Genomic DNA, 12218 nt, shown 5'->3' with positions numbered 1-12218 from the left:
CAACAACGGAGGATGGCAATGAATTTGTTATAACGTGTGTAATTATAATTATGTACTGAAAATTATGGCAACTGAAAATAATGAAAACATCCAGGATGTTAATGATAAAGAAATGGATATCAATCCGGTAGAGGCACAGGAGCAAAATACTGAGGCTGTTGAAGAAAATAGTTTTGAAGCGGAATTAGAAAAAGAAAAGGATAAATTTTTGAGACTTTTTGCTGAATTTGAAAATTTCCGAAGACGTACTGCTAAAGAAAGATTAGAGTTAATGTCTACTGCCAGTGAAGGTGTTATCACCTCTTTATTACCGGTCTTAGATGATTTTGATCGTGCGTTGGAACAAATAGAAGCCAGAGACCTGGAAACGGATCTTAAAGGTTTTTCTCTGATTTCAAGTAAGCTGCGTGACACATTGTCTTCAAAAGGTCTTATGTTAGTGGATATTGCTAAAGGAGATGTATTCAATGCTGATTTGGCTGAAGCGGTAACTCAGGTTCCTGCGGGTGATGAAATGAAAGGAAAAATAGTAGATATTATTGAAAAAGGTTACAAATTGGGTGATAAAATTATCCGTTTCCCTAAGGTAGTTATCGGACAATAATATATAAGGTACTTACTTACAACGATGAAAAAAGATTATTACGAAATATTAGGAATTGATAAAGGAGCTGATGCTGCTGCTATAAAGAAAGCTTACAGAAAAAAAGCAATCGAATTCCATCCGGATAAAAATCCAGGAAATAAAGAAGCAGAAGAAAACTTTAAGCTGGCTGCTGAGGCATATGAAATATTGAGTGATCCTGACAAAAGGCCAAATATGATCAGTATGGTCATGCCGCATTTGATGGTGCCGGTGGTTTTGGCGGAGGTGGTTTCAATAATATGGAAGACATCTTCAGTCAGTTTGGAGACATTTTCGGTGGCGGAGGTTTTGGTGGTTTTGGCGGCTTCGGCGGTGGCGGAGGTGTTCGCAGAGTCAAAGGAACTAATTTGCGTATCAAAGTAAAACTTACCATTGAAGACATTGCCAAAGGAGTTGAGAAAAAAGTCAAAGTAAAAAGAAAGGTACAGGCTGCAGGAGTTACCTATAAAAGTTGTACTACCTGTAATGGTACGGGTCAGGTAACTAAGATTGCCAATACTATTTTAGGTAGAATGCAGACATCTTCTCCATGTCCGACATGTGGTGGTGCAGGACAGATGATTGATTCAAGACCGGCAGGCGCTGACAGTGACGGGATGGTTTTTGCAGAAGAAACCGTTTCGATCAAAATTCCGGCTGGAGTAACAGAAGGTATTCAGTTAAAAGTTTCCGGTAAAGGTAATGATGCTCCTGGTGCTAATAGCATTCCCGGAGATCTGATTGTGGTGATTGAAGAAATTGAACATGATACATTAAAAAGAGAAGGAGAAAACATCCATTTCGATTTATACATAAGTTTCTCAGAAGCTGCTTTAGGCGGTTCGAAAGAAATTGATACTGTAAATGGAAAAGTACGCATCAATCTCGAAGAAGGTATACAGTCTGGTAAAATTTTAAGATTAAAAGGAAAAGGTTTACCAAGCATAAATGGTTATGGAACGGGAGATTTTCTCATACATGTAAACGTCTGGACACCTAAAAAATTAACAAAGAACAAAAAGAATTTTTCGAAAAAAATGAAGGATGAGGAAAATTTTAAACCAAATCCACAGAAAAAATGATAAATCTTTTTTTGAAAAAGTAAAAGAAATGTTTTCTTAATTAAAAAATAATTTATAATTTTGAAACACACTTATAAAACGGTGGATTTTCTTTTTCATAGCAATTTTTCCCATCCCTGTGTAAACAGGGATGGGTTTTTTTATGAAATACCGTTATTTAGCAATTAATAACAAGACATTATTATTACATTTACAAAAAATATACTTTTCATGGAAAACATTCTTGAAGTACATAATGTAACAAAGAAATACAGCGAAAAAGTAGCTTTAAACGGAGTTTCTTTAAATATAGCTAAAGGAAGTATCTTTGGTCTTTTAGGACCAAACGGCGCCGGAAAAACTTCTCTGATTCGCATCATCAATCAAATTACTTACCCGGACAGCGGACAGGTTTTGTTAGATGGAGAAAAATTATCTCCGCATCATGTAAGACACATCGGATATATGCCGGAAGAGCGCGGATTGTATAAAACCATGAAGGTAGGTGAGCAGGCTATGTACCTTGCTCAGCTGAAAGGTTTGAGCAAAGCGGAAGCAAAAAAGCAATTGCAGTATTGGTTCGATAAACTCGAAATAAGTGATTGGTGGAATAAAAAAATACAGGAATTATCAAAAGGAATGGCACAAAAATTCAATTTGTCGTTACTGTATTACATCAACCAAAACTACTCATATTTGATGAGCCGTTTTCCGGTTTTGATCCTGTAAACGCCAATATTATCAAAGATGAAATCCTGGAGTTAAAGCAAAAAGGAAGCACTATAATCTTTTCTACCCATCGTATGGAAAGTGTGGAAGAATTATGTGATGAAATTGCATTAATTCATAAGTCCAATAAACTGCTCGATGGAAAATTACTCGATGTAAAGAGAGCTTATCGTAGCAACACCTATCAGGTTGGGATAAAAACATCACAGCCAGATCTTTTACAAGCATCATTACGTGATTTTGACTATAAACAAACGAGTTTTAAGAGTCTTGACAATGAAGTACAGCTCAATGTGTCTTTAGGAAATTTCTCTACAAATGAACTTATGCAGCGTTTGGTACAGCATGGTGAAATCACACATTTTGTAGAACACATTCCGAGTGTAAATGATATTTTTATTCAAACAGTAAGTGAAAAATAATGGGAGTACTATCATTGATTATTAAAAGGGAATTTATTGCGAAAGTGCGCAACAAATCTTTTATTGTAATGACTTTTGTGAGTCCGCTTATATTTGTCGGTATTGCCGTTCTTATCGGTTATTTAGGCAGCATACGTTCAGAAGTCAAAAATATAGGTGTTCATGATGAAAGTGGGCTCTTTGTAAAAGAATTCAAAAGTAATAAAGAATATAAATACTATGATGTTTCTTTGGTTCCAAAGGAAATTCTTACAGACAGTATTTCCCGTAAGGCTTATGAAGGTGTGTTGTATATTCCTAAATATGACAGTATCGGAAAATACGAAAACGGCATACAGTATATTTCTGAAGATAGTCCGAGTTTAGGTTTCGTTTCACAGGTAGAAAATACCATGAACCGTAAACTGACCAAATACAATCTGAGCAATCAGGGGTTTGATACCCTGGTTATTGATAAAGCTAAAACGAATGTTACGATCAATCTGGTAAAATCGAGTGGTGAAGAGACTGTTAAAGGACTCAATGAAATAAAAATTGCCATAGGAACCGTTTTTGGATATCTGATCATGATGTTTATCATCATCTATGGAAATCTTGTGATGCGTAGCGTAATAGAAGAAAAAACAAATCGAATTATAGAGATTATCGTTTCTTCTGTAAAACCGTTTCAATTAATGTTGGGCAAAATCATAGGCACCACATTTGCCGGAATTCTCCAATTTGCAATTTGGGCAATTGTTGGCGGAATATTGATATTTGTGGTAAACAGTATGTTTGGTTTGAGTACTACAGCTACCAATACAGAATTGGCAGCCCTCAATTCAGGTGAGCTTTTGGATAAAGTACAGATGTATTATAAAGAATTAATGATGTTGCCATTAGGAAGCCTGTTTTTTTACTTCATCTTTTATTTTATCGGAGGCTATTTTCTTTACAGCTCATTATATGCTGCTATCGGGGCTGCTGTTGACAATGAAACAGATTCTCAGCAATTTTTATTTCCGGTCATCATGCCGCTGATGCTTGGCGTTTATGTGGGATTTTTCGCAGTAATGAATGAACCACACGGAACAGTAGCAACTGTTTTCTCAATGATACCACTCACTTCACCAATAGTAATGCTGATGAGAATACCGTTTGGCGTGCCTACCTCACAAATTATCATTTCGTTAGTTATATTATTTGTTACCTTTATTGGCATAGTATGGGTAGCAGCAAAAATATACCGTGTAGGAATTTTAATGTATGGTAAGAAACCTACATGGAAAGAATTATTAAATGGTTTAAAATATTAAATAAGAATGTCGAGAATATTAATAATAGAAGATGAAGCAGCCATCAGAAGAGTTTTATCTAAAATTCTCTCTGAAGAAAGCGATTCTTATGTAGTAGATGAAGCGGAGAATGGAGAAGAAGGAATCGAAAAAATTAAAAGTGAAGAATATGATCTCATTATCTGTGATATCAAAATGCCAAGAAAAGATGGTGAAGAAGTAATACAGGAAGCCAAAAAAATAAAACCGGAAATTCCTTTTATCATGATATCAGGTCATGGTGATCTGGAAACAGCTGTCAACACCATGCGGTTAGGGGCTTTCGATTATATATCTAAACCGCCGGATTTGAATCGTTTACTGACAACAGTGAGAAATGCACTCGATAAAAAATCACTTGTGGTAGAAAACAAAAGGCTTAAGAAAAAAGTCGGAAAAAATTATCAGATGATTGGAGAAAGTGAACCTATTCAGCATATCAAACAAATGATTGATAAAGTTGCTGAAACCGATGCCCGTGTGTTGATTACAGGTCCGAATGGAACCGGAAAAGAACTGGTGGCGCATAATTTACATGAAAAAAGTAACAGGTCTGCTTACCCTCTGATTGAAGTAAACTGTGCGGCTATCCCTTCAGAACTCATTGAAAGCGAATTATTCGGACACGTGCGCGGTGCTTTTACCTCTGCTGTAAAAGATCGTGCAGGAAAATTCGAAGCTGCTGACAAAGGAACTATTTTTCTGGATGAAATAGGGGATATGAGTCTTTCTGCCCAAGCAAAAGTATTACGCGCCTTACAGGAAAATATCATTACCCGGGTTGGAGCGGATAAAGATATAAAGATTGATGTGCGGGTTATAGCTGCTACAAATAAAGATTTGCGAAAAGAAATTGAAGAAGGTCGTTTCAGAGAAGATCTTTACCATCGCTTGGCTGTAATTCTGATCAATGTACCTTCACTAAATGACAGACGCAGTGACATTCCTATGCTTATTGAACATTTTATTCAAAAAATTGCAACAGAAAACGGTAATACCCCTAAGCGTATTTCTGCTGATGCTTTAGAATTGCTTCAGGAATACAACTGGACAGGGAACATCCGGGAACTGAGAAATGTAGTAGAGAGACTGATAATTTTAGGAGGACAGGAGATTACTAAATCTGATGTCCAAATGTTTGCATCAAAATAATATGAAGTTAAAAAAGATAAACGAAAATTTAAAAGAAGGATTAATCAGCAGCCAATTACTGGAGCCTACACCTTTATTAAAAGCCTGTTTCGGAACTATTAAAAGTGGAAATGATGTTGTAATCGTTTCAGAAGACGTTGCTGAGAGAGAAGATATTATTGTTATTACAACGATACAACGATTAGAAAAAGCCGTTTTAGAATCTCCGAGAGCATTGATAATGGTTAAAGATAAGCCTGAAGTACTGTCGCTATTAGATAAATTCAGAGCATACGGAAAATATACCGATTTGCGTTTCTATGGAGTACATGAAAAAACCAATTTAGACGAAGATAAAAACATGATTTCTCTGGGGCTTGATGTATTGATCGGTACCCCTGAGCGCCTGAATCTGATGTTTGGCTCTGCAGGATTTGACATTAATCAGTTAAAAATGTTTGTGATTAATGATGTAGATCAGTTACTGCGTTTACGGCTTGAACCAAAATTATACCGCTTGTCTGAAAGCATTGGAAAAACGCAAAGGCTTTATGTATCCGGTGATTATTATGAACGTCTCGATGCTTTCGTGGATAAAACCATGCTCGATTCATTCTGGTTTGATAAGGAAGAAGAAACAGAAGAAGATATTTGAAAATAAAAAAAGATTAGCTTTAGCTAATCTTTTTTTATATCCTCTTCTCAAGAAGCAATAAACATGAAAGGATTTCTTGCTCATTGTGTGATGTTGTTACCAAATCAATTAATTGTTGGGTATCTTTTTTATCCAAAGCAAGAGTTCTTTTTTTTTCAACTTCATTGACCTCTCTGTCTGATACTTTTTTGTAATGATTCAGAAGCTTATATAATTCTACTGTACTTATTTTCTCATCCTTTTTAAAGTCAAAGAATAGTTTGTTCTTTAAGAAATCCAGATCATTTTCAACACTTATAATTTTCTCAACATTGATAGATTCTGAAGGAAAGTCATCTGTATGCGTTTTTATGATGGAATCCGGCGTTTTGTTTTTTTTGCCGAAAAGCTGGCGAATCAAGGTAAACATAAACTAAGAAATAAGTTCTTGATATTGCCGCATAAAATTGCTATTGCTGTTTCTTTCATCAAATTGCTGCGCAATATTTTTTGCAAGTGGCATATAATGGGCGAGCAATTCTTCTTTTGTAAACTGATTCTTATGAGACTGGTACAAGCTGTGCTGTTCCGGAAGATCAACCACAAATATCAGCCCGTCTTCAAGCAGCTGTAAAGCTTCAATCAGATACATTGAAAAAGAAAACAGTAGTCTGTTCTGAGGACCGTCAGCCAAAGGAAGATATTTTTCAATCCATTTATGAGCTTCTTGCGGATATTTTGCAGCCATATAAACGCTTAGTTTGATTGCTGATAACAAAACGGATGTGTCGTTGGCCAGTTTGGCAATTTCATCCTGACATTTCGGATACAGAGAGGCAGCAACTTCTTCTCTGTTATTCTTATAAGCGGCATAGCACAGGTTAACCAGGGTACGCATTGGTACATGCAGACAGGTATATTGTTTGTCGAGCAATGGCAATGCTTTTTTATAGGCTTCATCAAACCCTCTTGTATATAAGAAAGCAGTTACTTCAGCATCCATCTCACAAGCTTCACAATCACTCATTCCATCACGTGGAACCTTGTTTACTTCTTGCATTGCATGATCTAATGCTGTTATGTTTTTCTGCACAATACAATCATTAAATAACTCGTTGTAATAAGCTCTGATGCCATACCCGTTTCTCTGAAGGCGCATTTTAAAGTCTTCCAATGCATTTTCTATCTGTTCTCTGCTTACTTTAGGATTGTCATATAATTCCGACATCATCCATTTGTATTGCCATAAGAAATCATTTTCGTCAAAAACATCCGGATGTTGTTCGTAGGCTTGCAATAACCAGGCAAAAGCAGGGATTGATTCGTTTGAAAATGCCAAATCGCGTTCCGTATCAATAAGAATCAGACGCAAGTCATATCCCCATTCAATATCTTCATTTTCGTCTGCAATTGCAATAGCCTTTTTCAATAATTTTACTTTTTCGGCAGGAATATTTAATCGGTTGATTTCATTTAATATTTTCTGTATTTTCAGCGTGTACATACTTCTTGTTATTATAAATTTACAAAATTGGTGAGTCCCATCACCATCAGATTATTAAGAGCTTCATTAAATAAGGCCATTTCTTTTTCACTTACGGTATATTTTCCATAATGATAGCTTGCACATACAAAACCTCAATAACGGATTGAAATAAGAAATCATCGTTAATAGAAGTAATGTTTTTTACCAGTTGATTGTCAATGTTAAGACAAAAAGTCGCCTTTTTAGAAGCTGTATTTCCAAAAGAAGAAAGAGCTCCTGCAAACGGATTCGACGATTGCTTTACTTGCCGTATAGTAGCGGTATGACTGTTTTCTTCCGGACGTGTATAGATGGCTGTTGTGTCTGTAGGTTTAAAGTGTTTTAACTGGCATTCACAATTAAAATCTTTTAAAGTTTCTTCTACTCTGTTTAGAAAGGAAAGATGTTTTATTTCTTCTTCAACATCCAGTGAAATAAAAGAATTCAACAGTCTTGAAGGCGTCATTTCCTCCAGTTTCAATTGTGGTCGCATACGGGCTATTTTTTTTAACAGCTCTTCGTCAAATGTATAAGAAGCATTGATAAGCAAAGTCCCTGAGATTGGGCAATGCGTTGCAACTGTTTAAAATCTTCATAATCGGATGCATAATACAGCGTTTGGGTTTCATCCGTCAGATGCTTAAAACTTCTGAACCCTTTGTTGGTTTCAAAAGGAAGATCATCAGCCAGCAATTCCAGAAATTCCGCATCTTCAATAGCAATAGCTTTCAGATGTAGAAAATGAATCTGAATTATTTTGAAATAGATTGCCTGATCTACTTTCCGGATGCTTTTTAAATTATAATAACTCGGAGCAATCGGAGCTAATGGTGAAACAAGTTTCCATGAATAATAAGCAATATTCTGATAAAAATCAAAATTAGCACTAAGGCCGGAATTAAAGCTAAATCCGTTATCGTTACCGCTGATTTTTGAAGCTTTTATCTCTTCTTTATAATGATTCGGTTTTTCTACAGCTATTTTAGAGAAAGTTTCAGACAAGTAAATGAATTTATTCTTGAGCGAATCAATTTTGAGGTTAGGATCGAGTTCTTCAATATTATAGCCTAAAAACTTTTTGGGATAATCTATAACCTGAATGGACCCTTTTGAATAAAAATCAGAGGTATACTTTTTTATACGAGCATCATTCTTTTTTCGATGTTCACTGGCTTTTTTTATGATCCATGTTGCTTTATCTTTTCCCTTCGGAGTTTCGATCAGCATTTCATCCAAGACAGAAGCTTCTTCTTCCATTGATACATTAATTTCAAAAGGAAATTTGTCTGCTGTTACTTTTTTTTATCAGTGTTTTATAACCTAATTGTTGAAAAACAAGCTGGTATTTCCCTTTTTAGGAACATCAAGGTCAAATAAACCATTTTCATTGGCAATTGTAGAAAAAAAGGTGTTTTCAACCGAAACATTTACATACGATATTGGAGTACCATCTTTGGTAGTTACTTTTCCTGTTATTTGAGCATGAGACAAATATGGGAAAAAGAAGAGCACTATAAGAACCAATATTTTCATTCTATAAAAAAGATTGAATGGCCAATTTATAGGAATTTAACCCAAATCCGATAATGATTCCCTGGCAGACCGGTGCGATGAATGATTGATGTCTGTATATTTCTCTACTATACGTATTGGATATATGTACTTCTATCACAGGTGTGGTAATTGCCTTTACAGCATCTGCAATAGCAATGGATGTATGGGTATAGGCAGCAGCATTTAATACAATTCCGTCATAATCATAACCTGCTTCCTGAATTTTATTAATGAGTTCACCCTCTACATTACTTTGAAAATAATCGATTGCAACCTGAGGAAATTCTTCTTGTAAATGAGACAGGAACTCGTCAAAGGAATCCGAACCATAAATGGCTGGTTCTCTTTTTCCAAGAAGGTTGAGATTAGGACCGTTAATAATCAAAATTTTTTTCATCAAACAAATTTAAAGGTAAAAATAGTTTTAAATGTATATAGAACTCTTAAAAATTATGAAAAATTTTAATAATAAGAGTTTTGTTAATGAAAATTACTTTAGTTGTTGCTTATTGTTTGATATTGATTATAATATGTTGTTTTTTTTGAATATATTATTTTATAAATTTAAAATAGTTGACATTTTATATAAAAAAAACTGTTTTAACAAATGTTATTTTAGTATTAAATTTGCGGCAACAAAAAATAATTTGAAATGAAAAAATTAGTATTAAGTTTAGCAGTTGTTGCATTAGGTTATAGTGCACAGGCTCAGGATCAAGAATTTGGATTTAAAGAAGGAGATGTTATTTTAGAAGGAAATGTATCTTTTAACTCAACTAACGACAAGAATACAGATGTAAAAGAAATTCTTTCAACTTCGCACCTAAAGCAGGATTATTTGTTTCTGATAAATTTGCAGTTGGAGTTCAACTTGGTATCGGTACTGATAAGACTAAAGCAGGATCTACAGTTACTTCTAAGCAAAACGATATGTTCATCGGAGCATTTGGTCGTTACTATTTCTTGGAATTAGGTAGAAGATTTAAAACGTATACAGAAGTTGGTTTAGGATATGCTTCTACTAAAACTGAAACTGCAGGGGTTAAAAATCCAGATGTAACTGGTTTTTCTGCTGGAGCTGGTTTAGGGATCAACTATTTTGTAACTCCTAAAATCGCTATTAACTTCGGATTGTCTGACGTATTGTCTTACAGATCAGGAAAAGTTAAAGGTGGTGAAAATGTATCTGAATTTAATGGAAACATCAATGTTTTCAATAATTTCTTTGATGCAGCTACATTTGGTTTGACTTACAAATTCTAATTATTATAGAAGAATCTTTAAGCCTTTCGGAATTCCGAAAGGCTTTTTTTGTTTATATATTTATGTAGATTTCTAATTTTTTTTATAATTGTTATATTATTCTATAAAAATAAATCATTGTTTACATGAAAAAATTTATACTGTCACTCGGAGCCATAGCATTCTGTCATTGACTGCAACAGCTCAGCGTAATCCCAATAACCGGTGTTGAAACGGGAATGAAAATAGGAGGAAACATGTCAACGTTATCCGGTGAAAACGGACAGGATTATAAGCCTGGTGTTCATGTAGGTGCTTTTGTTGAGTATCCGTTATCCTACTACAAAAAGTTCGCATTACAGTTGGAATTAATGTACTCAATGCAAGGGTATAAAGGAATTGAATATGATCAGTATGATCTGACAACTTATTAAATCAATGGTACTGAGAGGCTGGAGGATGTAACACATCATTATCTGTATCTGCCATTACAGGTAAAATATTATGTGAGTGATAATTTTTCTGTAGAATTGGGAGGTCAGGTTGGTTATATGGTAGCAGCAAGTGGTCAATATGATATGAACAGATATAATCCTGTGCGTAATTTGGTAAATCCTTCAAGCGGTTTGGAAGAGGCATTATTTGAAGCCGGATACCGAAGCAATAAGCCAAAAGATTTTTATGAAATGTTGGATTATGGTGTTACTGCGGGTTTTCCGTTTATCTTAACAATGGTTTTTTTATCAGCGGAAGGTACTATTACGGACTTCAGGATGTTTACAAACTTGATAATGACGATAAGAAAGTGCCAATTCCGGCAAAAACTCCCGGTATGACAGACGAGATGTATCAACAGCTTATAGGTCAGGTAAATTTCATCAACAAACATATCAAAACAGATCCGTTAAATAATTCTGTTATTCAGGTTTCTGTAGGATACCGTTTTTAAAAAAAAATAAAAATCGTAAATTGAACCATCTTTATAGATGGTTTTTTTTATGAGACAAAATTCGATTTCCTGGAAAAAATTACAGAAAACTTTTTAATGATTATCTAAAACTTGAAAGAGGTCTTTCTAAGAATACCATTTTGAGTTATGATTTTGACCTGACAAAATTTCAACAGTATATTAATAATTCCTATCCTGCAATAAAAATAGAAGATATTGATGAGGAAATCGTAAGGAGCTTTATTTATGAGATTTCAGAATTTATAGCTCCCAGTACCCAATCACGTATACTTTCTTCCTTAAAAAGTTTTTTTGACTTTTTACTACTGGAAAAATATATAGTGAAGCATCCGGTTTTTTTTATCGAATTACCACGTCAGGGAAGAAAGCTTCCTGATGTATTGTCGATGGAAGAAATAGACGCTATGATTGCGTGTATTGATATGTCTAAGGACGAAGGAATGCGGAATAAAGCAATGCTGGAAACGCTATATAGCTGTGGCCTTCGGGTTTCAGAATTAATCAATCTTAAAATTTCTGATTTGTATTTTGAAGAAGGTTTTATTGTAATAACAGGTAAAGGAAACAAACAACGATTTGTACCAATATCAGAATCAGCGGTTAAATGGATTATCCTGTATAAAGATGAAATAAGAAAACATTTAAAAATAGATTCTTCTTATGAGGATGTTCTTTTTTTAAACAGAAGAGGTACGCAGCTTTCAAGAGCTATGGTTTTTACAATAGTAAAAGAGCTGAGTATCTTGGCTGGAGTTCGCAAAAAGGTAAGTCCGCATACTTTCAGGCATTCCTTTGCTACTCATTTGTTGGAGAACGGCGCAGATCTTCGATCTATCCAACTCATGTTGGGGCATGAATCTATCACTACTACAGAAATATATATGCATATAGATCGTAAACGCCTTCGGGAGGTCGTAAATCAGTATCATCCTTGGGCCTGTCAAGGATAAGGCATAAAAAAAAGAGACGAAACGTCTCTTTTTTATTTCTGAATAGTATTTTGTTTTCTATT

At 34.7% G+C, this 12218-nt stretch carries 14 protein-coding genes and 3 pseudogenes; 11 read left to right on the top strand and 6 right to left on the bottom strand.

Translation table 11 applies throughout. The features are described from left to right. Positions 1 to 64 precede the first annotated feature (64 nt). The 6 genes and pseudogenes from QW060_RS17860 to QW060_RS17835 all read left to right on the top strand — a co-directional run bounded on the left by QW060_RS17860 (position 65) and on the right by QW060_RS17835 (position 5936). On the top strand, positions 65 to 604 hold the full coding sequence (locus QW060_RS17860) for a nucleotide exchange factor GrpE (protein ID WP_290364761.1): 540 nt from the start codon (positions 65 to 67) through the stop codon (positions 602 to 604). A 24-nt stretch (positions 605 to 628) separates the two neighbouring features. Next, positions 629 to 1747, top strand: a pseudogene (locus QW060_RS17855) (DnaJ C-terminal domain-containing protein). A 170-nt stretch (positions 1748 to 1917) separates the two neighbouring features. Then, positions 1918 to 2837: pseudogene (locus QW060_RS17850) on the top strand (ABC transporter ATP-binding protein). Beyond that, positions 2837 to 4132, top strand: a complete 1296-nt coding sequence (locus QW060_RS17845) for an ABC transporter permease (protein ID WP_290364854.1) — start codon at positions 2837 to 2839, stop codon at positions 4130 to 4132. The pseudogene QW060_RS17850 and the gene QW060_RS17845 overlap by 1 nt, the downstream one beginning before the upstream one ends. A 6-nt stretch (positions 4133 to 4138) precedes the next feature. Next, positions 4139 to 5302, top strand: a complete 1164-nt coding sequence (locus tag QW060_RS17840) for a sigma-54-dependent transcriptional regulator (RefSeq protein ID WP_290363908.1) — start codon at positions 4139 to 4141, stop codon at positions 5300 to 5302. A gap of 1 nt (position 5303) precedes the next feature. Then, the gene (locus QW060_RS17835) at positions 5304 to 5936 is read left to right on the top strand and encodes a DEAD/DEAH box helicase (RefSeq protein ID WP_290363907.1); all 633 of its coding nucleotides are present in this window, start codon (positions 5304 to 5306) and stop codon (positions 5934 to 5936) included. A 34-nt stretch (positions 5937 to 5970) separates the two neighbouring features. Here QW060_RS17835 and QW060_RS17830 read toward each other — a convergent pair whose 3' ends face one another. The 6 genes from QW060_RS17830 to aroQ all read right to left on the bottom strand — a co-directional run bounded on the left by QW060_RS17830 (position 5971) and on the right by aroQ (position 9391). After that, positions 5971 to 6345, bottom strand: a complete 375-nt coding sequence (locus QW060_RS17830) for a hypothetical protein (protein WP_290363906.1) — start codon at positions 6343 to 6345, stop codon at positions 5971 to 5973. Between the two features lie 3 nt (positions 6346 to 6348). After that, a complete protein-coding gene (locus QW060_RS17825) occupies positions 6349 to 7419 on the bottom strand; it encodes a hypothetical protein (protein ID WP_290363905.1) in 1071 nt (356 codons plus the stop codon). Positions 7420 to 7510: 91 nt separating this feature from the next. After that, entirely contained in the window at positions 7511 to 7933 is a 423-nt protein-coding gene (locus QW060_RS17820; protein WP_290364853.1) for an HSP90 family protein, read from the bottom strand. 14 nt (positions 7934 to 7947) lie between these two features. Further along, positions 7948 to 8697, bottom strand: a complete 750-nt coding sequence (locus QW060_RS17815) for a DUF5686 family protein (protein WP_290364852.1) — start codon at positions 8695 to 8697, stop codon at positions 7948 to 7950. A gap of 63 nt (positions 8698 to 8760) precedes the next feature. Continuing rightward, complete coding sequence (locus QW060_RS17810; RefSeq protein WP_290364851.1) at positions 8761 to 8973, bottom strand: carboxypeptidase-like regulatory domain-containing protein; 213 nt, start codon at positions 8971 to 8973, stop codon at positions 8761 to 8763. A 1-nt stretch (position 8974) separates the two neighbouring features. Continuing rightward, on the bottom strand, positions 8975 to 9391 hold the full coding sequence (aroQ, locus tag QW060_RS17805) for a type II 3-dehydroquinate dehydratase (protein WP_290363881.1): 417 nt from the start codon (positions 9389 to 9391) through the stop codon (positions 8975 to 8977). Between the two features lie 255 nt (positions 9392 to 9646). Between aroQ and QW060_RS17800 the strand changes: the two genes are divergently transcribed. The 5 genes and pseudogenes from QW060_RS17800 to xerD all read left to right on the top strand — a co-directional run bounded on the left by QW060_RS17800 (position 9647) and on the right by xerD (position 12156). Then, positions 9647 to 9967 carry a hypothetical protein gene (locus QW060_RS17800; protein WP_290364850.1) on the top strand — a complete coding sequence of 107 codons (321 nt, stop codon included), beginning with the start codon at positions 9647 to 9649 and terminating at the stop codon, positions 9965 to 9967. Next, positions 9862 to 10257 (top strand): annotated as a pseudogene (locus QW060_RS17795) (outer membrane beta-barrel protein); the annotation flags it as partial. The gene QW060_RS17800 and the pseudogene QW060_RS17795, both read left to right, overlap by 106 nt. A 173-nt stretch (positions 10258 to 10430) precedes the next feature. Beyond that, positions 10431 to 10670, top strand: a complete 240-nt coding sequence (locus QW060_RS17790) for an outer membrane beta-barrel protein (protein ID WP_397386103.1) — start codon at positions 10431 to 10433, stop codon at positions 10668 to 10670. Between the two features lie 72 nt (positions 10671 to 10742). Next, positions 10743 to 11072: a hypothetical protein gene (locus QW060_RS17785; RefSeq protein WP_290364848.1), complete on the top strand. Its 330-nt coding sequence runs from the start codon at positions 10743 to 10745 to the stop codon at positions 11070 to 11072. Positions 11073 to 11244: 172 nt separating this feature from the next. Then, a complete protein-coding gene (gene xerD, locus QW060_RS17780; RefSeq protein ID WP_290364855.1) occupies positions 11245 to 12156 on the top strand; it encodes a site-specific tyrosine recombinase XerD in 912 nt (303 codons plus the stop codon). Positions 12157 to 12218: the final 62 nt, after the last annotated feature.

Source organism: Paenimyroides ceti, assembly GCF_030409925.1.
The sequence above is the reverse complement of the archived record's forward strand: the minus strand, read 5'-3'. Positions and strand labels throughout refer to the sequence as shown.